This window comes from Sinomonas sp. ASV322 (assembly GCF_030908245.1).
In the GTDB taxonomy this organism is placed as follows: domain Bacteria; phylum Actinomycetota; class Actinomycetes; order Actinomycetales; family Micrococcaceae; genus Sinomonas.
On sequence record NZ_JAVFJJ010000002.1, the window covers coordinates 206,837 to 227,513 of the forward strand.

The window sequence follows — 20,677 nt, forward strand, 5'->3', positions numbered from 1 at the left end:
GTGATCCTTGCGCTCACGGTCGCGGTGGTCGGGTTCACGTGCGTCTTCGGGTTCCTCAACGGCTTCCGCGATGCCTCGACCGCCGTGGGGCTCACAGTCCGCACGCGCGCGCTCACGCCGAGCATCGCCGTCGTCCTCGCCGCGGCCTTCAACGTTGCTGGAGTCGTCACGGGTGCGTGGCTCCTCACCTATTTCGGCGGCAGCTGGCTCACAGCGCCCGACGGCGCCCGAGGGCTCGTGCTGCTCCTCGCCACCTTGGCGAGCGCGAGCCTGTGGAACGTTTTTCTGTGGTGGCGCGGCTACCCGTCGTCGTCCACGCATGCCCTCGCCGGCGGCCTCGTGGGTGCAAGCCTCGCGTCGCTCCTGCGCGGGCACGGCGCGGAGGACGGCCTGGCAACGGTCCTGTGGCTCCAGGTCTGGCTCCCGCTCCTCATCTCCCCGCTCCTCGCGTTCGGGGTGTCCTTCTTCCTCACGAGCCTCGTCACGTGGCTCGCTCGCTACAGCCAGCCGAGCCAGGCCCACACCGTGCTCCGGGCCGCACAGTCGGTTGGGACGGCGGCGGTCGCCTTCGGCCATGGTCTCCAGGACGGCCAGCGCGTCATCGCGGTGCTCGCGCTCGCGACGCTCGGCTCGGGGGTGGACTGGAACGCCGTGCCGCCGTGGATCATCTCGCTCTCCGCGCTCGTCTTCGGCATCGGAACGCTCGCGGGCGGCTGGCGCATCACGTACACCCTGAGCAACCGGCTCGTGCGCACGGACCCCCTGCGGGGTTTCGTCTCCCAGCTCGTCACGACCGCCATGCTGTTCTTCGGTGCCCTCGGGCTCCGCTGGCCGCTCTCGACAACTCATACGGTCACGGCCTCGATCCTCGGCGCGGGCAGCAACCAAAGCTACGCGGCCGTCAACGGCCGGCTCTTGGTGCGGCTCATCCTCTTCTGGCTCGCAACCCCGCTTGCGACGGCCGCCCTCGGCTTCGTGTTCGCGCTCGCGCTCGACCCGCTCGCGCAGTGAGCACGCCTGCGCCGGCCCACAGCGGGGCGCCAAGCCTCGGGACGGTCATCCGCGAATGGGGCCGGATCGGCTGCATCGGCTTCGGCGGCCCGCCCGCGCACATCCGGCTCCTCCGTCAGCTGTGCGTCGAGCGGAGGAAATGGATCGGCGCGACCGACTTCGAGGACGCCATCGCGGCGTGCAATCTGCTCCCCGGACCGGCCTCAACGCAGCTCGCGATCTACTGCGCGTCGCGAGTCCGCGGCTGGCTCGGGGCCCTCGCCGGCGGCGCGGCGTTCATCGTCCCGGGCCTCATCGTGATTCTCGCCCTCGCGGCCCTCTTCCTCGAAAGCAGCCCGCCGAGGTGGGTCCTCGCCTCCGGTGCCGGGGCGGGGGCCGCCGTCGCCGCCGTCGCCCTCCAGGCCGGGGTCTCCCTTGTCCCGGCGAGCTGGCAGCGCCGCCGCTCGGGACTCCGCTGGGTCCTCTACGCTGCGGCCGGGGCCCTCGCTGCGGCGACGATCGGGCCGTGGCTCGTCGTCGTGCTCCTCGCGTGCGGCGCGCTCGAGCTCGGGATCGAAGCGGCAGAGACGCTCAACCGAGACTCTGCCCTCGGCATCCCCCTGCTCGCGGCCGTCCCCTTCCTCGGCACGCCGACCGTCGCGGCGGGGGGCATCGCGGTGGGCAGCCTCGCGGCCCTGTGTTGGGTCGCGCTCAAGGTCGGGGCGCTCTCCTACGGCGGCGGCTTCGTCATCATCCCCCTCATGCAGGCCGACGCCGTCTCGGGCTATCACTGGATGAGCGACGCCCAGTTCCTCAACGCCGTCGCCCTCGGGCAGATCACCCCGGGGCCCGTCGTGCAGACCGTGGCGGTCGTCGGCTACGCGGTGGCGGGCATCCCCGGGGGGATCCTCGCCTCGCTCGTGGCATTTTCGCCGTCGTTCGCCTTCGTCCTCATCGGCGCCGAACGCTTCGACCGCCTCCGCGGGAACGCCGCCGCCCGGGCCTTCCTCGATGGCGCGGGGCCAGCCGCGATCGGGGCGATCCTCGGATCCGCGATCCCGCTCGCCATGGCCCTGACCCAGGGGTGGCAGTTCGCGATCCTCGCGGTCGGCGTCGTCCTCCTCCTCGCCCGCCGCGGCGTCGTGACCACGCTGCTCGCCGCGGCCGGCGCGGGGGTCGTGTGCGTCTTCGCGGGGCTTCCGCTGCCGCGGTGATCGAGACCAGAACACGGCCGACCTCGCAACGAGAAGGGCCTACGGGCTGAAGAACCGGCCGCCTGACGGCTCGACTTCTGGCTTGGGACGCCGGGCGCAAGAAAAGAGGCGAGGATCCGGACACCGTCCGAATCCTCGCCTCTTTGTGCTCAGTGGCTCACCCGAAGCGGCCCGAGACGTAATCCTCGGTCGCCTTTTCCTTCGGGTTGTTGAAGATCGCCGTCGTGTCGGCGTACTCGATGAGCTTGCCGGGCTTGCCCGTGCCCGCAATGTTGAAGAACGCCGTCTTATCCGAGACGCGCGCAGCCTGCTGCATATTGTGCGTCACGATGACGACCGTGTACTTCTCCTTGAGCTCGTTGATGAGGTCCTCGACTGCGAGCGTGGAGATCGGGTCGAGGGCCGAGCACGGCTCGTCCATGAGGATGACGTCGGGCTTCACCGCGATCGCGCGCGCGATGCACAGCCGCTGCTGCTGGCCGCCCGAGAGGCCCGAACCCGGCTTGTCCAGGCGGTCCTTGACCTCGTTCCACAGGTTGGCGCCGAGCAGCGAGGACTCGACAAGGGCCTCCGAGTCCGCCTTCGAGAGCTTCTTGCCGTTGAGCTTGACGCCCGCCAGCACGTTGTCGCGGATCGACATCGTGGGGAACGGGTTGGGCCGCTGGAACACCATGCCGACGTGCGAGCGGACGGCCACGGGATCGACGCCCGGCCCGTAGAGGTCGTCGCCGTCGAGGAGCACCTGGCCTTCGACGCGGGCGCCCGGGAGCACCTCGTGCATGCGGTTGAGCGTCCGGAGGAACGTCGACTTGCCGCAGCCCGACGGGCCGATGAAGGCCGTCACGGAGCGGGCCGCGATGTTGATGTTCACACCCTCGACGGCACGGAAATTGCCGTAGTAGACGTTCAGGTCCTTGACGTCGATTCGCTTGGACATGATTTCCTTCGGTTTCGGTGCGGGTCTTGGGGTCAGCGGCCGGTCTTGGGGGCGAAGAACTTCGCCACGAGACGCGCGATGAGGTTCAGGATCATGACGCAGATGATGAGCACCAGGGCGGCGCCCCACGCGCGCTGGAGGCTCGGACCCGGGTTCGAGGGCGACGTCGGGTTGAGGATCTGCGTGTAGATGAACGTCGGAAGGGAGGACATCCAGTCGGCGAAGACGTTCATGTTGATCTTCGTCGCGAAGCCCGCCGTCACGAGGATCGGGGCCGTCTCGCCGATGACGCGCGCGATCGCGAGGGTGACGCCGGACGCGATGCCCGAGATCGCCGTCGGGATGACGATCTTGAGGATGGTCCGCCACTTCCGCACGCCGAGCGCGTAGGAGGCCTCACGCAGCTCGTTCGGGACGATCTTGAGCATCTCCTCGCTCGAGCGCACGACCACCGGGATCATGAGCACCGAGAGCGCGACGGCGGCGACGAAACCCGTCTTCGTGCCGGGCCCGAAGAGCGTCGCGAAGAATGCGGCGGCGAAGAGGCCCGCGACGATCGACGGGATGCCCGTCATGACGTCGACGAAGAACGTGATGGCCCGCGAGATCCGTCCGTCGTTCCCGTACTCGACGAGGTAGACGGCCGTGAGGAGGCCGATCGGCACGGAGATGAGGGTTGCCCACAGCGTGATGAGCAGTGTGCCCATGAGCGAGTGGTAGATGCCGCCGAGGACGCGGGTTCCGGCGGTCGCGGACTCGTTGTCCTGAATGCCGCTCACGCCGTTCATCGACGTGCCGAGGAAGCCCGGGGTCGCGAGGCCCTTCGTGCCTTCGACGAGCACGGTCCAGATGACGGAGACCAGCGGGAGGAGCGCGATGAGGAACGCGCCGACCACGAGACACGTCGCGAGCTTGTCCTTCGCCTTCCGCGAGCCTTCGACGGCCGCGCTCCACGCGACGAAGACGAATGTGAACGCGAGAGCCGAGAAGATGCCCCAGCCGAACGCATTGAACCCCACGATGGTCGAAAGCGCCGCTCCCACGATGAGGGCGACGGCGAGCGAGGCCCACGGGGCGAAGCGAGGGAGGCGGTTGCGGGTGAGGGCGGAACGGCGAGGCGAGCGAGCGGTCAGGGTGGTCATGTCAGTTCGCTCCCGAGAATTCCTTGTGGCGGCTGATCACCCAGCGCGCGATGACGTTGACCACGAGCGTGATGACGAAGAGAACGAGGCCCGCCGCAATGAGCGTGCTGAGGCTCAGTCCACTCGCCTCCGGGAAGTTGAGCGCGATCTCCGCCGCGATGGTCTGGTTGCCCGACTGGATGAGGCTTGCGATGAGCGGCCCCGAGGAGAGCACGAGTGCGACGGCCATGGTCTCGCCGAGCGCGCGGCCGAGGCCCAGCATGACGGCGCTGATGATGCCCGGGCGCGCGAACGGGAACACGGCCATGCGGATCATCTCCCAGCGCGTGGCGCCGAGGGCGAGGGCGGCCTCCTCGTGGAGCTTGGGAGTCTGGAGGAAGATCTCGCGGGAGATCGAGGTGATGATCGGGATGACCATGACCGCGAGGACGACGGCGGCCGTCAGGAGCGTCTTGCCCGTCGCCGACGCGGGGCCGGAGAAGATCGGGATCCAGCCGAGTGTCGACGCAAGCCAGTTGTAGCCCGGCACGAGCGCGGGAGCGAGGAACGAGATGCCCCATGCACCGAAGACGACCGAGGGGATGGCCGCGAGAAGGTCGATGACATACCCGAGGATCTGAGCGACTCGGCGCGGCGCGTAGTGCGAGATGAAGAGGGCGACGCCGATCGAGATGGGCGTTGCGATGACGAGGGCGACGGCGGCGGCGATCACCGTGCCGACGACGAGCGGCAGAATGTACTGCCAGAAGCCCTTGCCGCTCGCGATCTGGTCCTGAGGAGCGACGAGGGCAGGGAATGCCTGGGCCACGAGGAAGACCGCGACTGCGCAGAGCACGACGAGGATGATGATTCCGGCCGTCAGAGCGGCACCCGAGAAGATCCTGTCGCCCGCTGCGCCGCCCTGCGAAGAGAGTTTCGGCGTCCCACCGGACTGCTCCGGGGTCTTGGTCTGGGTCGTGGTCACTTCCGGTCCCTTGGGTAAAGCGTGGGCGGTCTCGTCAGCAGCTTTCGTCATCTTGACACGTCCTCTGCCCTCCAGCGCAAGGCCCGCCCCGGAACAAGCTGTCCGGGGCGGGCGCGCGCTAACTCGACTTCGATTAAGACTTGACCTTGATGGAGTCCACAGCCGTCTTGACCTTCGCGGCCAGAGCCGAGGAGATCGGGGCGCTCTTCGCGGCGGCAGCGGCGGCCTTCTGGCCGGCGTCCGAGGCCACGTAGTTCTCCCACGCCTTCACGAGGTCAACCGTGGCCTGGTCCTTGTAGGCCGTGCAGACGATGTGGTACGAGACGAGGACGATCGGGTAGGCCGAGCTGTCCGTGAGCGTGCGGTTGAGGCTGAGCGCGAGGTCGTTCGCGGCGCGGCCGTCGGCCGGCTTCGAGAGCTCGACGGCCTTCGCGGCACCCTCGGCCGAGAGGGCCACGAACTTGTCGCCGACCTTGATCTTGGCCTTGCCGAGGCTGCCGCTCACGGCCGAGTCGTCGGCGTAGGCGAACGCGCCCTGCGTGTCCGTCACGGTCTTGACGACGCCCGAGGTGCCCTTGGCGTTCTCGCCGGGGAGCGAGGCCGGCCACGTCTGGCTCGACTTGTCGGTCCAGACCGAGGGAGCGGCCTTCGCAAGGTAGTCGGTGAAGTTCTGCGTCGTGCCCGAGTCGTCCGAGCGGTGCACGGGCGTGATCTTGAGGTCGGGGAGGCTCACACCGGAGTTGTCCGCGGCGATTGCCGGGTCGTTCCACTTCGTGATCTGGCCACGGAAGATCTTCGCGATCGTGTCAGCGGTGAGGTTGAGCTCCTTGACGCCGGACACGTTGAAGGTCACGGCGATCGGGGAGATGTAGACGGGCAGGTCGAGCGCGCCGTCGGCGCCGCAGACGGCCTTTGCCGAGGTGAGCTCCTCCGTCGACATGGCGGCGTCGGAACCGGCGAACTGGCTCGCACCCGAGATGAACGTCTTGCGGCCGGCACCCGAGCCATCCGGCGAGTACTGGACGGTCACGCCAGGGTTCGCCTGGGTGAAGCCCTGCTTCCACGCGTCGACCGCGGAGGCCTGGGCGCTCGAGCCGGTACCGGTCAGCGTGCCGGTGACCTTCGGGCCCGAGGCCGACGACGTCGCGCCAGCGCCGGTGTTCGTGGCGTTGTCGGAACCACACGCGGAGAGCGCAAGCGCGCCAGCCGCAACAAGAGCAACGGCCGAGAGGCGGCCGAAACGGTTAGCCTTCACGAAATTGACCCCTTCCAGGGTGATCGAGGTGCGCCGTGCGAATGCGCGTCCCATCGGGTGCGTACGAGTCGTACTGCCCTCGAAGCTAGGGACCGCAGGTAACGAAACCCGGGGTCGTAGGTAAACGGAAGATGAACGAAAGGCGGAGGTCAGGTAACATCGTTGGCCAATGTCTTGCACATCACATCGGCACTGAGTAATGGCCAAGAGCTCCACGGAGAAGGGCGCGGAACGACCCGAAAAGAACGCCCAGACCACTGAGGCGAGGCCGCGTCGTCGTCATATTTTCCCGGTTGGCCTCAGCCTGCCTCCTTAAACTGCGTGTATGGACACCCCCGAGTACGGAGCCGCATCAGCGCGGCAGTCCCGTGCGCGCCTCGCGGGCCTCCCCTCGATGGCCCGTGAGCGTGCGCGCGCGGGGTGGTCTCGCACCCGGGCCTCGCTTCTCCCGGCGCTCCTCATGACGGTCGGCGCCGTCGTCGCCTACCTCATCGCGCACTACGCGCTCGGGCACGTCGGACCGATCTTTGCCGCGACCTCTGCCCTCATCTCGCTCGGGTTCGGCCGCGACCTCACCGTGCGCAAGGTCCTCGAGGTCGCCGTCGGCTGCACGCTCGGAATCGTCCTCGGCGACCTCATGGTGACGTTCTTCGGCGCTGGGATCTGGCAGGCCGGCGTCGTCCTCATGGTCTCCCTGCTCGTCGCGAGGTTCCTCGACCGCGGCGTCATCTTCGCGACCCAGCTGGGCATCCAGTCGCTCTTCGTCGTCCTGCTCCCCGCGCCCGTCGGCGGGCCGTTCACGCGGAGCCTCGACGCCGTCGTCGGCGGCCTCGTCTCCCTCCTCATCACCGCGCTGCTCCCCCGGGATCCGCGCGTCCAGCCCCGCAACGACCTGGAGAAGCTCGTCGCGGCGTTTTCCGAGATGCTCCGCGAATGCTCGGGGGCCCTGGCCGAGAGCGACTCGACGCGCGCCTGGCACGCGCTCGTGCGCGGTCGAGGCTCGCAGGCACTCGTCGATACGATCCGTGCGACGCTCAAGTCCTCGAGCGAGGTCACGCGCATCGCGCCTGCCTACCGGCGGTACCGGGGCGAGATCGAGGACTTCTCGCGCGCGGTCGAATACCTCGACCTCGCGCTGCGCAACGGCAGGGTCGTGGCGCGGCGGCTCACGAGCACGATCAACAACGCGGCCCTCTCGGAGCGCGCCGCGGAGAGCATCGCCGGCCTCCTCTCGGACACGGCCGAGTCGCTCGACCTCGTCGCCGCCGGGCTCTCGACGTGGGACCGCGAGTCGCGCCGCGTCAACCTCCGCTCCGCGGGCCTCATGCTCGAGGACATCGCGTCCCGCGCGCATCCGCGCAAGCTCCATGTCGAGCGCCTCGAGGGCGAGGCGCTCGTAATCCTCATCCGGCCCATGCTCGTGGACCTGCTCGAGGCGACGGGATACGAGCACGAGGACGCCGTCGCTCTTCTGCCCGGCCTTTGAGGTTGCGGCGTCAGGTCCCCGGAGGGCGAGGTCAGAGGGTCGGCGCAACGAGGAGAGGCAGGAATGTCGGGGCCGCCAACTAGCCTTGGCGCTATGGCTACGAAGACCACCGCCAGGACGGCATCCCGCGCCCCCGGCTACCGCTGTGCCGAATGCGGCTGGACGACGGCGAAATGGGTCGGGCGCTGCGGCGAGTGCCAGGAGTGGGGAACCGTCGAGGAGGTCGGCGGCGCTGTGGCCCGGACGACGGCGGCCGCGACAGTGCGCGAACCGGCCCGCCAGATTGCCGAGATCGACGCGACAGAGGCGGCTTTCCTGCCCACGGGCGTAGGAGAGCTCGACCGGGTGCTCGGCGGCGGCCTCGTGCCGGGCGCCGTGATCCTCCTTGCGGGCGAGCCGGGGGTCGGGAAGTCGACGCTCCTCCTCGACGTCGCGGCCAAGGTGGCGTCAGCGGGTTCCGCGGACGGCGCTGCCAACCCTTCGGGGGTTCTCTATGTGACGGGCGAGGAGTCAGCCGCACAGGTCAAGCTGCGGGCCGAGCGCATCGGCGCCGTCGCACAGGGCCTCTTCCTCTCGGCCGAGACCGATCTCGCGCAGGCCCTCGGCCACGTCGAGAAGCTCGAGCCGCGCCTGCTCGTCGTCGACTCGGTCCAGACGCTCTCGAGCGCCGAAGTCGAGGGCAGCGCGGGCGGCGTCTCCCAGGTCCGGGAAGTCACGGCGTCGCTCATCGCGGCCGCCAAACGCCGGAACATGACGACGCTACTCGTCGGGCACGTCACGAAGGAAGGATCGATCGCGGGCCCGCGGTTCCTCGAACACCTCGTCGATGTCGTGTGCCAGTTCGAGGGCGAGCGCCATTCCCGGCTGCGGCTTCTCCGCGCGGTCAAGAACCGCTACGGGCCGACGGACGAAGTCGGCTGCTTCGACCTCGCCGAGGACGGGATCGCGAGTGTCACCGACCCCTCGGGCCTCTTTGTCTCCCGCACGCGCGAGCCGGTCTCGGGCACGTGCATCACGGTGACGCTCGAGGGCCGCCGGCCGCTCCTCGCCGAGGTGCAGTCGCTCCTCGCAGAGAGCGCGAACGGCCAGCCTCGGCGCGCGACGAGCGGACTCGATTCGTCTCGGGTCGCGATGCTCCTCGCGGTCCTCCAGCAGCGCGCGGGCTGCGTGCTCCACAAGGACGACAGCTACGTCGCGACCGTCGGCGGCGTGAAGCTCAGCGAGCCGGCGACCGATCTCGCCGTCGCCCTCGCCATCGCATCCGCCAAGACGCGCCAGGCGCTCCCCCAGCGGCTCATCGCCTTCGGCGAAGTGGGGCTCGCGGGCGAAGTGCGGCCCGTGCCCGGCATCAACCGGCGCATCCAGGAGGCGCACCGGCTCGGCTTCACGCACGCGATCGTTCCCGCAAGCCCCACGGGCCCGGGCGAGATCCCGCCCGGATTCTCGGTGCGCGAGGTGGGGCACGTCGCGGAGGCGTTGGGGCTGCTCATCGCCCCGTCTTAACGCCGTCGACGGACTCCGCCCGCGGTCCCGTCGCCGAATTGTTATTCTGGGGCGCTTTCGTGCACGAACACGCATATAGCATGGGATTCAGTGCCCACGTGGGGTGCCTTTGCTGTGCCACGAAAGGGAATGTCATATGGCTCGGAGCCCCGAGGACGTGCTAGCCGACACGCTGGGTCGCGTCGCACCGGGAACCGGCCTCCGTGACGGACTCGAGCGCATCCTCCGCGGGCGCACCGGCGCCCTCATCGTCCTCGGCTTCGACCGCACTGTCGAGTCCATCTGCTCGGGCGGCTTCGAGATCGGGATCGACTTCTCCCCCACGCGGCTCCGCGAGCTCGCGAAAATGGACGGGGCCATCGTCACTGACCGCGAGGCGAAGACGATCGTCCGTGCGGCCGTGCATCTCGTCCCCGACTCGACCATCCCCACCTCCGAGTCCGGCACGAGACACCGCACCGCGGAGCGCGTCGCGATCCAGACGGGCCTGCCCGTCATCTCGGTCAGCCAGTCGATGCAGATCATCGCCCTCTATGTGCGAGGGCTGCGCTATGTGCTCGAGGGCTCGGAGAAGGTCCTCGCGCGCGCGAACCAGGCGCTCGCGACGCTCGAGCGCTACCGCGCGCGCCTCGACCAGGTCACCAACTCGCTCTCGGCGCTCGAGATCGAGGCCATGGTGACGGTTCGCGACGTCGCCCAGACGCTCCAGCGGCAGGAAATGGTCCGCCGCATCTCGGAGGAAATCGGCCAGTACGTCCTTGAGCTCGGCGAAGACGGCCGTCTGCTTTCGCTCCAGCTCGAAGAGCTCACGGTCGGGCGCGGGCCGGGCAGCGATGTCGTCATCCGCGACTACGCGGGCGACGACGCGACGCCCGAGACGATCGACGCCGCCGTCGACGCTCTCGCCGAGCTCTCGGCGACCGATCTCATCGACCTCAACCGGATCGCCGCGATCCTCGGCTACGCGGGCGGCGAAGCGACTCTCGACGCCGTCGTCGAGCCGCGCGGCTACCGGCTCATCACGGGCCTCAAGCCGGTTCCGCGCGCAGTGGCCGACCGGCTCGTCGACCATTTCGGCGGCCTCCAGAACCTTATGGCGGCGACGATCGAAGACCTCATGACGGTCGACGGCATCGGCGAGCAGCGCGCACGCACAGTGCGCGAGGGCCTCAGCCGCATGGCCGAGGCGAGCCTCCTAGACCGCTTCCTCTGACCCCAGCCAGAAGCCAAAACCGTCCCTCAGCGGCATAACCGTCCCTTAAATCGCGGTCTGGGGGACGGTTATGCCCACAAGGGACGGTTATTGAAGGGGCCCGCCCGCGAGGGGACCCGGCCTAAGCCTGCGAAGGCCGGCAGCAGGCGTGGGCTACTTGAGCGTGAAGACGGCCTTGGGGCTCTGAAGCGATCCGAGTGACGTTGTGAGCACGTAGGTCCCCGGAAGCGGCTTGACCGTCACCGCCTTGCACCCTTCCGTCGAACGGATCCTCGGCCACGGGAAGTTCGCCGTCTCGCTCGCCCCCGCGGCGATGGTCTTGACGAGGTCCGCGGCGTCCGACTGGCAGTCTTTCGAGTCGAAGATGCGGTCCGCGCCACTCACGACGAGGTACTCCATCTGCGACGTCCCGACGTTCACAGGACAGGGAATCGCGTTCTTGTTCGTGACCTTGAGGGTCAGCACGGGATTCTCGGTGGGCGCGTAGACGGGCTTGTCGGTCGCGGCGGCCACCTCGATCTTCGCGGGATCGCACGTTGGGGTGGCCGGCGACGTCGGGGTAGGTGCCGCGGCGGTCGCGGGCGCCGCGGGCGGGGCACTGGCCGACGGCGTCGGGTCCAGCGTCGAGACCGGCCCGGCGTCGCCGCCAGCCCTGGCCGGATCGTTGGCGTGGCCCATACCTCGGACGAGAGCCCACGCTCCGCCCCCGAGGAGCACGAGAACGACGACGAGCAGCCCGGCGGCCACGAGCCGACGACGGCGATAGACCGCCGCGCTCGGACGGTGTGGCCCCGGACGTGCGCCGTTCCCGGCCGCTCCGCCCTTGCCACCTCCGCCCCTGCTGCCTCTGCCCTGCCCGCGCCCTGCCATGCTTCTAAGGCTAGGGAGCCGCGCCGCCTCGGGTCGCGCCGCCGCGCCGCGCGGATAGAGTGGAATGGCCCACCCGGAACACGAGGAGCTCCCCTGACCGCCATCGCCTCTGGCCCCGCGCTCGCCCCGAGCGACCCGCGCGACGTGCGCCGCGCCGTCGTGGGCTGGTTCGCGGACGAGGCCCGCGAGCTCCCGTGGCGCGACCCGGCGTGTTCTCCGTGGGGCATCCTCGTGAGCGAGGTCATGCTCCAGCAGACGCCCGTCGTGCGCGTGCTCCCCGTGTGGCGCGAGTGGATGGAGCGCTGGCCGCATCCCGCGAACCTCGCCGCCGAAGCTGCGGGCGAGGCCGTCCGTGCGTGGGGTCGCCTGGGGTACCCGAGGAGGGCGTTGCGCCTTCACGCCGCGGCGACTGTCATCGCCCGCGAGCACGGCGGCGAGCTCCCGGACACCGAGGAGGGCCTCCTCGAGCTCCCCGGAGTGGGCGGATACACGGCCGCCGCCGTCGCGGCGTTCGCGTTCGGGCGGCGGGCCGCCGTCGTCGACACCAACATCCGGCGGGTCCATGCGCGGCTCGTGCGCGGCGAGGCGCTCCCCGCGCCGTCCCTGACGGCGGCCGAACGTCGCCTTGCCGAGGAACTCCTCCCGGACGACGACGCAGCCTCCGTCCGGTGGAACGCCGCGGTCATGGAGCTGGGCGCCCTCGTGTGCACGGCGAGGTCCCCGAGATGCGTCGCGTGCCCCGTCGCCGATGCCTGTGCGTGGCGCGCCGCGGGCGAGCCCCCGCCGTCGTACGTCCCCAAGGGCCAGGCCTGGCACGGCACGGACCGGCAGGTGCGCGGGGCCGTCATGGCCGTGCTCCGCGTCGCGTCGCGCCCCCTGCCGCGCGAGCTCTTTGACGAACCCCGGGGCGCGGCCCACCCCGGGCCCGTGGGGGCCGAGCTCGCGCGCCTACACGCCCTCGCGCCGGGTCCCGAGCAGCTCGAGCGCGCGGTCGCCGGCCTGCTCGCGGACGGCCTCGCCGTCGAGCACGACGGCGGCCTGGCCCTTCCGTAGTCCGCCCGCGAGCGCCTAGTCTGCCTGGATGCGGGTCGCTCTGGATCGCGTCGGTTCGCTTGTCGCCGTGCTCGCCCTCGTGGCGTTCCCGCTCACGGCGTGCGCTCCCTTCAGCACGGCGTGTTCCGCCGTCGGATACGTCTCGGCGATCACCATCACGTTCTCGCCGGACCGGATTTCGACGCTGGATCCCGCTTCCCTCCAGTACCGGTCGTGCCAAGACGGAGCGTGCCAGGAAGGGCACCTGCCGCTCTCGCCCCAGCTCGTCGCGCCGCCCATCTCCCCGTCCGCGGCGTCCCACCCGGCGATGCCCAGCCCCGGGGCCGTCCCGCAGACGTTCGCAATCGTCAACCCGCCGACGCTCACCACGAGCCCGGTCGACCTCACGGTCTGGGGGAAGACGACGGACGGTCAGCCCGTCGGGCCACTGCACGCGACGATCACGCCGAAAGTCGACTACCCCGACGGTCCCTACTGCGGGCAGCGGATCACGGGCGGCGTCCGCTGGGACCTCGCGGGCCTTCACGTGCCGGTTCCGCAAGAACCGAGTGGCTGACAACCAGACTGGCAAGAGGGCTTACGCCACAATTCGCGCCCCGATCGGGCCGAATTCGGCCCGGATCGGCTCCGAATTGTGGCGAATCGAACCAGAGCGTTGAGTAATCCTCGTGAGGAGCCTTGTCTCAGACCCATGACGAGCGCGCGGCTCCTCGCTACGGCCTTGATTCGCGTCCGAGCGGCGCCTAATCTCCGCCCATGAAGCCAGCCTCGAAGCTCGGCGCATCGGGGGTCACGCTCGTTCTCGCGCTCGTGCCGCTCACCGCGTGCCATCCGCACGGTGTGCTGTGTGAGGGCGCCTTGCCCCTCCACGGCGTGAAGGTCACGATCACGCGAGACCGCCTGATGAACCTCGCCTCGAACTCAATCGCCTACAAGGCGTGCCAAGACGGAAAGTGCACGGACGGCCTGCTCTTCCCCAGGCCGGCGGGCAATGCGCCGTCTTCATCGCAGCCAGTGCCTTGGCCGACCCGGCTGTCAGAGGTGACGATGCCCATTTGGCTCCCCAACATCACCGAGAGCCCTGTCGACCTCACGCTGTCGGGGAAAACGCCCAGTGGGGAGGCCGTCGGACCGCTACAAGTCACCCTCAAACCGAAGGTCTACCACCCTTACGGGCCGCAATGCCAAGAAAGGGATCTCGGCGGATGTCGTCTGGGACGCTTCTGGCCTCCACGGGGGATGAGAGTCCTATCCGTTCCGTGGCCGTTCTGACGCCGAACAGGGGTTGAATTAAGCAGGCCGTGGGCCTAGCCTCCGGGCCATGGGGCCTATTCGGAGGCTTGGATCCACACTCGGTATGGCGCTTTTGTCGACGGTGTTTGTCGCGGCCTGCTGGCCGCAGCCTGTCGCGTGCCCAGCCCTCTCGCTTGCGCCGGAAGTCGTGATCCACGTCCCGGAACACCGTGCGGCAACCTTGGATCGAGCGTCCCTCACGGGCGAGGCCTGCCAGGACGGCGTGTGCAATGCGGGCCCGCTTGAGCTGCGGCCCGAAGGCGGAATCGGCATTAATCCGCCGACGTCGCCAGTCTCCTTCGTCGCCATGATCTTCATGCGGAAAGGCCTCACCGAGAGCCCAATCGATCTCACGCTCTCGGGCAAGGACACGTCGGGCTCATCGATCGGCGATCCGCACCTCCGGTTCAGCCCGAGGGTCGACTACCCGTGGGGGCCGCAGTGCTCGCGCGTCATCATCGCGGAGGTGACGTTCGACGACGCCGGGCTCCACCCGCGCTGAGCGCGCCTACTCTTTCGCGCGCCCTGCGAGCCACTTGATCATGCGGGTGTTGCCGAGCGTGTTCGGCTTGACCCGTGCGAGGTCAAGGAACTCGGCGACGCCCTCGTCGGACGAGCGAAGGAGCTCGGAATACACCACGGGATCCACGGCAGACTGGTCGGCCATGACCTCGAAGCCGTGCCGCTCGAAGAAGCGCACCTCGAAGGTGAGGCAGAAGACCCGCTGGACGCCGACGTCGACCGCGTCCGCGAGGAGCTGCTCGACGAGCGCGTGCCCCACGCCCTGCCCGCGCCACGAATCCGCGGCCGCGAGCGTGCGCACCTCGGCGAGGTCCTCCCACATGACGTGGAGGGCGCCGCAGCCGACGAGCTCGCCGTCCGGCGTCTCGGCGACGCGGAACTCCTGAATCGACTCGTAGTACGCGACCGATTCCTTCGAGATGAGGATCCTCCGCTCGGCAAGCGGGGCCACGAGCCGCTTGATCTCCGCGACGTCGCTCGTCCGCGCGCGTCGAATCCGGAACGTCGGGGCGGCGGATTCGGACGCGACGGAGAGGGCGGCTGTCATGGAGCCATCCTAGTGGCGGGCCACTCGCACCATCGGCTCTGGCCCGCTTGACCGGTGCTGGGCAGCGCCGATCAAGCGGGCCAGGGCCGTTCGCATGCGGGCCGGGCGTCACGCAGGCCGGGCTACGACCCCGCGAGCTCCTTCGCGTAGTACAGCTGCGGCTCCTCTTGCCCTGGGTCGCGGTTCGAGTAGCCGTGCCGCTCGTAGAAGCGGCGCGCGTCGACGTCCTCGCCGTCCACGTTGATCTCGACAAGCTCCCCGCCCCGGCGCCGCACCTCCGCCTCGACCGCCGCGAGGAGCAGGCTGCCGAGGCCCGAGCCGCGATGCGACGGGACGACATACAGCTCATCGAGGAGCGCCACGCGTCCTTCGAACCACACGTTGGGCCGCAGCGTGACGAGCGCGACGCCGGCCGCGGGCTCCCCCACGAGCACGGCGAACACGTCGGCACCCGAGAGGAGGCCCACAAGCCGCGCGGCGAGAACCCGGATCCCCGGCGTCTCGCTGCCGAACTCGCGGTTGAACGCGTCGAGCAGCTCGGCGACGACCACGGCCTCGCCGGGCGCGGCGATCCGCGTGAGCCCGCCCGCCATCGCTAGAGCCCGAGTTCCCGCGGGAGCTCGCGGCCCTCGCCCAGAACGTGCTCGGCAAGGAACGCGCTCACCACGCCGTACCAGACCTTCGCGTGCTGCGGCTTGAGGATCCAGTGGTTCTCGTCCGGGAAGTAGAGGAACCGGTGGGGCGTCCGGCCGTCGTCGTCGGTGGCGAGCTGGGACGCGCTCAGGAGCTCGTACCAGAGCCGCAGGCCCTCGCCGATCGGCACGCGGTAGTCCTTGTCGCCGTGGATGACGAGCATGGGTGTGCGGATCTCGCCCACCGAATGGTGCGGCGAGTGCGCCTCCGTCATGGCGGCGTCCATCTCCTTGGCCCAGAACTGGCCGAAGTCGGTGGTCTTGCCGAAGCCCTCGAGCGCCCAAAGGCTCGCGTGCGTGACGATCGCGCGGAATCGGTCGGTGTGCCCCGCGACCCAGTTGGCCATGTACCCGCCGAAGGAGCCGCCCATCGCGGCGGTGCGCTCAGGATCGAGGTCAGGCCGCTGGAGCGCCGCGTCCGTGACGGCCATGAGGTCCGTGAACGGCTCCGCGCCCCACCGGCCCCAGCCGCGCTGGATGAAGTCCTGGCCGTAGCCGGTCGAGAGGGCCGGGTCCGGGAGCAGCACGGCGTAGCCCTGCGCCGTCATGAGCCAAGGGTTCCAGCGCCACGTCCACGCGTTCCACGAGTGGATCGGGCCGCCGTGGATCCATAGGAGGAGCGGATGCCTGGTGGCACCGCCGTCGTCGGCGGCGCCGAGAGCGGGCGACGGCGGGAGCGCAAGCCACGCGCGCAACGGCGTGCCGTCCTCGGCGGTCGTCGTCACCTCCTCGAGACGGCCCGGGATCTCGGGGCGCTCGGCGGGGTTCTTGAGCCGCGCGACGTCGCCGGTCGGAAGATCGATGCGGACCGCCTCGGGCGGGAGGAGGTACGAGCTGCGGAGCGCATAGGCGTGCGTCCCGTCCGGCGAGACGACGACGTCGGTGTAGGCGGCGTCGTCGTGCGTCACGCGCGTCACCGCGCCGCTCGAGGCCTCGATCTTGAACACTGGCGAGCGCCCGCTATCGTCGGCCGTCACGAGGAGGGCCGAGCCGTCCGGGAGCCACACCGCGGGGTGGGCCATGCGGTCCCATTCGGGGGCGAGGCGGCGAAGCTCGCCGCTTGCGAGGTCGAGGAGGTGCAGCTCGCTCCGGTACGCCCGGGTGGGCGTCGTGTGGGGTTCGACGACGACGGCGACCGTGCGCCCATCCGGGCTCACGGGCCCCGCGAAGAAGTCCTTGTCGTCCTCGGAAAGGAGGGTCCGCGATGTCCCGGCCGCGGCGTCGACGGCGGCGAGCTCGAAACGCGTGTCCGCGTTCGCGAGGGGCCTCGCGAACGCGGTGAAGAGCGTCGTCCCGTCGGGGCTCACGCTCGCCTCGCCGAAGCGGAGGCGCGCGCCGACGGCCGGCGTCAGATTGCGGAGCTCGAGGTCGGGGCCCTCGTCGACCGTCGATGGTTTACCGGGCTCTGGCTCCTTCGGCGAGCGTTCGACGGCGAAGAGGCGCGGCTCTGCGGGCCCGAGGTCCGCGTCCCAGAAGCGGACGGGGTAGCCCGAATGCAGGATCGCCGCGACCTTGGCGTCTTTGCGCGCCTTGCGTCGCTCGCCGTCGTCGGCCTCGTCGGTGCTGCCCGGCAGCACCGAGGCCTGGACGAAGGTCGCGTCCGCGGCGCGGGCCGTGAGGACAGAGTCGACGCCGCCCGAGCGGCTCAGGACGACGCGAGCCTCGCCGCCGTCGCGCGGGAGGAGCCACAGCGCGTTGACGGGGTCCTCGTCCGGCTTGTCCGGGTCGGGGCGGGCCGAGGTGAAGAAGAGGTTGCCGTTCGCGGCGAATGCCGCGCCGGCCTCGCCCTTCGCGCTGCGCGTGATGCGCCGGGCCGGGCGCTCGCCCGCGGGGTCGAGCTCCCACAGGGCCGTGCCGTATTCGGTGCCCTTGCCGTTGAGGGTCGCAACGGTGGTCACGAGGCGGGTCCCGTCGGGGCTGAGGACGAGGCCGGAGAGGCGGGGGATGGCGACGTAGTGATCGAGATCGTGGAACGGCGTCTCAGGTTGAGGCGTGGCGTCTGGCTGCGGCTCGTCCGGGGTGGGCTCGTCGGCCGTGGGCTCGTCGATGCGGGGCATGGCGGTCTGGGTGTCGGCGCTCATGGCATCGTATTCAATCGCGAAAGTGAGGCGGAACACAGGGGCGTTCACTCATGGTGAAACACTTCTTTCACACCATTCGGGGGGGGTCACGTCCCGCGCCAACCGTTCAAGGGTCACGTCCCGTGGGTCGGGACCCGCGTAAGGTGACCCTCGAACGCGGCGAACCCACGGTAGGTGACCCCTGAACGGATCAGGCGGGCTCGCCGAAGCCGTGCTCGACCTGCTCGCGCACGAGCCGCACCGCCTCGTCCGCATCCGGCCCAGACGCCTCCACGACGAGCTGCGCCCCCTTGCGCGCATTGAGCGCCATGAGCGCCATGACGGACTGCGCGTCGGCGCCGTTGATCGTAATCTCTGCGTCGAACTGGGAGAGCCGGCCCGCGAGGATCGCGGCGGGGCGAGCGTGCAGCCCCGCGCGGTTCGGGAGCGTGACGACGGCGGACGACGTCGGCTCGCCCACCTCGGGTGCTTCCTCGGGCGTGGCGCCAGGGAAGGCCTCCTCGGCCGCCCGCACGACGGCGTCGACCTCCGCACCCGATTCGGCCGCCACCGCGGCGGCGACCGTCCCCTCCACGAGCGCCGCATCGGCGAGGAGGACCCGCGCGCGCCGATCGTCCTCGAGGAACTCGAGCACTGACTCGGCCGTCATGACCGCCGAGCCGAGGTCCGCCATGATCACGACCCCTCGGCCCTGATCGGCCTCGTCGATCCCCCTCATGATCTTCTCGAAGCTCGTGCCGAGGCCGCCGTCGTCCGTGCCCCCCGCCGCGACGAGCGGCACCGAGCCCGCCATCTGGGCCGCGAGCTCGACGACGCCCTCCGCGAGCCGCGCGCTGTGCGAGACGACAACGAGTCCGACGGGGCTCACGGGCGGCCTCCCGCGCTGATCTCGGAGACTGCGGCGGTCACCGCGGCGCGCAGGATGTACGACGTCGAGACGGCACCCGGGTCGAGGTGCCCCGCGCTGCGCTCCCCGAGGTAGCTCGCGCGGCCTTTCCGGGCCACGAGGGGCTTCGTCGCGAGGGCACCCTCCTCGGCCGCGGTCGCCGCGGCTGCGAAGGCCGCCTCGCCGTCGGCCGCTCGGCCTGCGGCGACGACCGCGGGAGACCACGCATCGACCATCGTCTTGTCGCCGGGATCGGCCTTGCCCCGCGCGACGATGCCGTCCCGCGCCGCGGCGAGCATCGCTTCGACGGCGGGGCCGTCGAGGCTCTCCCTCTCCCCCACGGCGGCGGACGCCCGCAGGAACGCCGTCCCGTAGAGCGGGCCTGCGGCGCCGCCTACCTTGCTCATGAGCATCATCGCGGCGACCTTGAGGGCGGCTGCGACGGACTCGCTCGGACCGTCGTCGAGCTTGTCGACCACCGCTTGGAAGCCGCGGTCCATGTTCTCGCCGTGGTCGCCGTCGCCGATCGCCCGGTCGAGGTCGATCAGCTCCTCGCGGTGCACGGCGAGGACGCGCGCGCACTCGCGCAGCCAGCGGTCCGCCCACGCGGCGTCGAGATCCGTCATGTCACACTCCCCATCGCAAGGCCGGCGTGGCCACCGGCGCGTCCCAGAGTTCGACGAGTTCGTCGTCGAGGCGAAGCACGGTCACCGAGCAGCCCTGCATCTCGAGGGACGTGACGTAGTTGCCCACGAGGCTGCGATCGACGGTCGCGCCGCGTTGGGCGACGAGCTCTGCGGCGCGGCCGAACACGATGTACAGCTCCGAGAGCGGTGTGCCGCCCATGCCGTTGACGAAGAGGAGGACTCTGTCGCCCGCCGTGACGCCAAGGTCGTCGAGCACAGGCGTGACGAGGTGCTCGGTGAGGGCATCCGCGGGCTCGAGGCCCACGCGACGGCGGCCCGGCTCGCCGTGGATCCCGATGCCGATCTCGATCTCGTCCTCGGCGAGCTCGAAGCTCGGCTTCCCCGCATGGGGAACCGTGCAGGGCGTGAGGGCGAGTCCCATCGAGCGCACGTTCTCGACGACCTTGCGCCCGAGCTTCTCGACCGCGTCGATCGAGTCGCCACGCTCGGCCGCCGCGCCGACGATCTTCTCGACGAGAACCGTCCCCGCAACCCCGCGCCTTCCCGCCGTGTACAGCGAGTCCTCGACGGCGACGTCGTCGTTCACGAGGACCGTCCTGACCTCGATCCCCTCGGCCTCGCACAGCTCGCCGGCCGTCTCGAAGTTGAGGACGTCCCCCGTGTAGTTCTTGACGATGTGGATGACGCCCGCGCCGCCGTCGACCGCGTGCGTCGCGGCGACGATCTGATCTGGCGTCGGCGAGGTGAACACCGCCCCCGGAACGGCGGCGTCGAGCATTCCAAGGCCCACGAAGCCCGCATGCAGCGGCTCGTGCCCGCTCCCGCCTCCCGAGACGAGCGCAACCCTGCCGCGCGCCGGCCCGACCGCCCTGGTCACGAAGAGGGGGCCGCTGTGGACGGTCACGAGGTCGGGGTGGGCCCTGCCGAAGCCCTGCACGGTCTCGTCGACCACGGCTTTCGGATCATTGATGAGCTTCTTCACACCGCTCCTTCGGTCGGTCAGCCGGCCGTCGCGCAGTGCGAGGAAACAGGGCTGGTTCTTGGAGCCTACCGGGAGGGTCAGCGCAGGGGTAGCGCCCCCGCCGGCCCTCCGTCCTGGGCGCGTGCGAGTACGGGCGTTGTGAATTATGAGTCGGTGGCCTCGCCCTGCATGCCGCCAGCGTCTTCGGGGGCCTCGCCCTCGCCTTCGCCTTCGCGGCCGGCCGGCTGCTGAACCGTGCGGGGTGCCATCTCCTGCTCGGGCATCGGGAAGCCGTAGCCGCCCAGCTGCTCTGCGCGCTCGATGTCGTCGGGAGTCGTCTCGGTCATGGGGTACTCCTCCCCTGCCGCAGAACCCTTCAAACAAACGACGACGGCGGCCCTCCCCGGCCCGAGGGCGGGGA

21 protein-coding genes are annotated in these 20,677 nt (G+C 70.1%); 9 read left to right on the plus strand and 12 right to left on the minus strand.

Features of this window, described 5'->3' with window-relative positions; translation table 11 throughout:
• Window positions 1–1,011: an anion permease gene (locus RBS12_RS03555; protein WP_307964686.1), complete on the plus strand. Its 1,011-nt coding sequence runs from the start codon at window positions 1–3 to the stop codon at window positions 1,009–1,011.
• Window positions 1,008–2,204 carry a chromate efflux transporter gene (chrA, locus tag RBS12_RS03560; protein ID WP_307964687.1) on the plus strand — a complete coding sequence of 399 codons (1,197 nt, stop codon included), beginning with the start codon at window positions 1,008–1,010 and terminating at the stop codon, window positions 2,202–2,204. Before RBS12_RS03555 ends, chrA begins: the two co-directional genes overlap by 4 nt.
• 157 nt (window positions 2,205–2,361) lie before the next feature.
• Here chrA and pstB read toward each other — a convergent pair whose 3' ends face one another.
• From pstB to pstS, 4 genes are all read right to left on the minus strand, one after another.
• Window positions 2,362–3,141, minus strand: coding sequence for a phosphate ABC transporter ATP-binding protein PstB (pstB, locus tag RBS12_RS03565; RefSeq protein ID WP_307964688.1), 780 nt, complete (start codon window positions 3,139–3,141; stop codon window positions 2,362–2,364).
• Window positions 3,142–3,173: 32 nt separating this feature from the next.
• Window positions 3,174–4,283 carry a phosphate ABC transporter permease PstA gene (pstA, locus tag RBS12_RS03570; RefSeq protein ID WP_307964689.1) on the minus strand — a complete coding sequence of 370 codons (1,110 nt, stop codon included), beginning with the start codon at window positions 4,281–4,283 and terminating at the stop codon, window positions 3,174–3,176.
• A gap of 1 nt (window position 4,284) precedes the next feature.
• Complete coding sequence (gene pstC, locus RBS12_RS03575) at window positions 4,285–5,298, minus strand: phosphate ABC transporter permease subunit PstC (RefSeq protein WP_373886473.1); 1,014 nt, start codon at window positions 5,296–5,298, stop codon at window positions 4,285–4,287.
• An 82-nt stretch (window positions 5,299–5,380) separates the two neighbouring features.
• The gene (gene pstS, locus RBS12_RS03580; protein ID WP_307964691.1) at window positions 5,381–6,502 is read right to left on the minus strand and encodes a phosphate ABC transporter substrate-binding protein PstS; all 1,122 of its coding nucleotides are present in this window, start codon (window positions 6,500–6,502) and stop codon (window positions 5,381–5,383) included.
• Between the two features lie 325 nt (window positions 6,503–6,827).
• On the opposite strand from pstS, the gene RBS12_RS03585 reads away from it, so the two are divergent.
• From RBS12_RS03585 to disA, 3 genes are all read left to right on the plus strand, one after another.
• Window positions 6,828–7,988, plus strand: a complete 1,161-nt coding sequence (locus tag RBS12_RS03585; protein ID WP_307964692.1) for an FUSC family protein — start codon at window positions 6,828–6,830, stop codon at window positions 7,986–7,988.
• Window positions 7,989–8,081: 93 nt separating this feature from the next.
• Complete coding sequence (gene radA, locus RBS12_RS03590) at window positions 8,082–9,491, plus strand: DNA repair protein RadA (RefSeq protein ID WP_307964693.1); 1,410 nt, start codon at window positions 8,082–8,084, stop codon at window positions 9,489–9,491.
• A 136-nt stretch (window positions 9,492–9,627) separates the two neighbouring features.
• Window positions 9,628–10,704, plus strand: a complete 1,077-nt coding sequence (disA, locus tag RBS12_RS03595) for a DNA integrity scanning diadenylate cyclase DisA (protein WP_307964694.1) — start codon at window positions 9,628–9,630, stop codon at window positions 10,702–10,704.
• A gap of 153 nt (window positions 10,705–10,857) precedes the next feature.
• Here the strand turns inward: disA and RBS12_RS03600 are convergent, their stop codons facing one another.
• Complete coding sequence (locus RBS12_RS03600) at window positions 10,858–11,574, minus strand: hypothetical protein (RefSeq protein WP_307964695.1); 717 nt, start codon at window positions 11,572–11,574, stop codon at window positions 10,858–10,860.
• Between the two features lie 144 nt (window positions 11,575–11,718).
• Here RBS12_RS03600 and RBS12_RS03605 point away from each other — a divergent pair, with 144 nt between their 5' ends.
• The 4 genes from RBS12_RS03605 (at window position 11,719) to RBS12_RS03620 (ending at window position 14,422) form a co-directional block, all read left to right on the plus strand.
• Window positions 11,719–12,627, plus strand: coding sequence for an A/G-specific adenine glycosylase (locus RBS12_RS03605; protein WP_307964696.1), 909 nt, complete (start codon window positions 11,719–11,721; stop codon window positions 12,625–12,627).
• A 28-nt stretch (window positions 12,628–12,655) separates the two neighbouring features.
• Window positions 12,656–13,183 (plus strand): hypothetical protein, encoded by a 528-nt coding sequence (locus RBS12_RS03610; protein ID WP_307964697.1) that lies wholly within the window; start codon window positions 12,656–12,658, stop codon window positions 13,181–13,183.
• Window positions 13,184–13,383: 200 nt separating this feature from the next.
• Window positions 13,384–13,899, plus strand: a complete 516-nt coding sequence (locus RBS12_RS03615; RefSeq protein WP_307964698.1) for a hypothetical protein — start codon at window positions 13,384–13,386, stop codon at window positions 13,897–13,899.
• Window positions 13,900–13,984: 85 nt separating this feature from the next.
• Complete coding sequence (locus RBS12_RS03620; protein WP_307964699.1) at window positions 13,985–14,422, plus strand: hypothetical protein; 438 nt, start codon at window positions 13,985–13,987, stop codon at window positions 14,420–14,422.
• A 6-nt stretch (window positions 14,423–14,428) separates the two neighbouring features.
• Here RBS12_RS03620 and RBS12_RS03625 read toward each other — a convergent pair whose 3' ends face one another.
• The 7 genes from RBS12_RS03625 to RBS12_RS03655 form a co-directional block, all read right to left on the minus strand.
• The gene (locus tag RBS12_RS03625) at window positions 14,429–14,989 is read right to left on the minus strand and encodes an amino-acid N-acetyltransferase (protein WP_307964700.1); all 561 of its coding nucleotides are present in this window, start codon (window positions 14,987–14,989) and stop codon (window positions 14,429–14,431) included.
• A gap of 122 nt (window positions 14,990–15,111) precedes the next feature.
• The gene (locus tag RBS12_RS03630) at window positions 15,112–15,582 is read right to left on the minus strand and encodes a GNAT family N-acetyltransferase (RefSeq protein ID WP_307964701.1); all 471 of its coding nucleotides are present in this window, start codon (window positions 15,580–15,582) and stop codon (window positions 15,112–15,114) included.
• Between the two features lie 2 nt (window positions 15,583–15,584).
• Window positions 15,585–17,762 carry a prolyl oligopeptidase family serine peptidase gene (locus tag RBS12_RS03635; protein ID WP_307964702.1) on the minus strand — a complete coding sequence of 726 codons (2,178 nt, stop codon included), beginning with the start codon at window positions 17,760–17,762 and terminating at the stop codon, window positions 15,585–15,587.
• Window positions 17,763–17,952: 190 nt separating this feature from the next.
• Window positions 17,953–18,630: a dihydroxyacetone kinase phosphoryl donor subunit DhaM gene (dhaM, locus tag RBS12_RS03640; protein ID WP_307964703.1), complete on the minus strand. Its 678-nt coding sequence runs from the start codon at window positions 18,628–18,630 to the stop codon at window positions 17,953–17,955.
• Complete coding sequence (dhaL, locus tag RBS12_RS03645; RefSeq protein ID WP_307964704.1) at window positions 18,627–19,274, minus strand: dihydroxyacetone kinase subunit DhaL; 648 nt, start codon at window positions 19,272–19,274, stop codon at window positions 18,627–18,629. The genes dhaM and dhaL overlap by 4 nt, the downstream gene beginning before the upstream one ends.
• A 1-nt stretch (window position 19,275) precedes the next feature.
• The gene (gene dhaK, locus RBS12_RS03650; protein WP_307964705.1) at window positions 19,276–20,277 is read right to left on the minus strand and encodes a dihydroxyacetone kinase subunit DhaK; all 1,002 of its coding nucleotides are present in this window, start codon (window positions 20,275–20,277) and stop codon (window positions 19,276–19,278) included.
• Between the two features lie 143 nt (window positions 20,278–20,420).
• Window positions 20,421–20,603, minus strand: a complete 183-nt coding sequence (locus tag RBS12_RS03655; RefSeq protein WP_307964706.1) for a hypothetical protein — start codon at window positions 20,601–20,603, stop codon at window positions 20,421–20,423.
• Window positions 20,604–20,677 lie beyond the last annotated feature (74 nt).

What these genes read in the sequence shown, in the direction of transcription:
- pstB (WP_307964688.1), bottom strand. Translation starts at nt 3,141, where the DNA reads ATGTCCAAGCGAATCGACGTCAAGGACCTGAACGTCTACTACGGCAAT.
- pstA (WP_307964689.1), bottom strand. Translation starts at nt 4,283, where the DNA reads ATGACCACCCTGACCGCTCGCTCGCCTCGCCGTTCCGCCCTCACCCGC.
- pstC (WP_373886473.1), bottom strand. Translation starts at nt 5,298, where the DNA reads ATGACGAAAGCTGCTGACGAGACCGCCCACGCTTTACCCAAGGGACCG.
- RBS12_RS03585 (WP_307964692.1), top strand. Translation starts at nt 6,828, where the DNA reads ATGGACACCCCCGAGTACGGAGCCGCATCAGCGCGGCAGTCCCGTGCG.
- radA (WP_307964693.1), top strand. Translation starts at nt 8,082, where the DNA reads ATGGCTACGAAGACCACCGCCAGGACGGCATCCCGCGCCCCCGGCTAC.
- disA (WP_307964694.1), top strand. Translation starts at nt 9,628, where the DNA reads ATGGCTCGGAGCCCCGAGGACGTGCTAGCCGACACGCTGGGTCGCGTC.
- RBS12_RS03600 (WP_307964695.1), bottom strand. Translation starts at nt 11,574, where the DNA reads ATGGCAGGGCGCGGGCAGGGCAGAGGCAGCAGGGGCGGAGGTGGCAAG.
- RBS12_RS03610 (WP_307964697.1), top strand. Translation starts at nt 12,656, where the DNA reads ATGCGGGTCGCTCTGGATCGCGTCGGTTCGCTTGTCGCCGTGCTCGCC.
- RBS12_RS03615 (WP_307964698.1), top strand. Translation starts at nt 13,384, where the DNA reads ATGAAGCCAGCCTCGAAGCTCGGCGCATCGGGGGTCACGCTCGTTCTC.
- RBS12_RS03620 (WP_307964699.1), top strand. Translation starts at nt 13,985, where the DNA reads ATGGCGCTTTTGTCGACGGTGTTTGTCGCGGCCTGCTGGCCGCAGCCT.
- RBS12_RS03625 (WP_307964700.1), bottom strand. Translation starts at nt 14,989, where the DNA reads ATGACAGCCGCCCTCTCCGTCGCGTCCGAATCCGCCGCCCCGACGTTC.
- RBS12_RS03630 (WP_307964701.1), bottom strand. Translation starts at nt 15,582, where the DNA reads ATGGCGGGCGGGCTCACGCGGATCGCCGCGCCCGGCGAGGCCGTGGTC.
- RBS12_RS03635 (WP_307964702.1), bottom strand. Translation starts at nt 17,762, where the DNA reads ATGAGCGCCGACACCCAGACCGCCATGCCCCGCATCGACGAGCCCACG.
- dhaL (WP_307964704.1), bottom strand. Translation starts at nt 19,274, where the DNA reads ATGACGGATCTCGACGCCGCGTGGGCGGACCGCTGGCTGCGCGAGTGC.
- RBS12_RS03655 (WP_307964706.1), bottom strand. Translation starts at nt 20,603, where the DNA reads ATGACCGAGACGACTCCCGACGACATCGAGCGCGCAGAGCAGCTGGGC.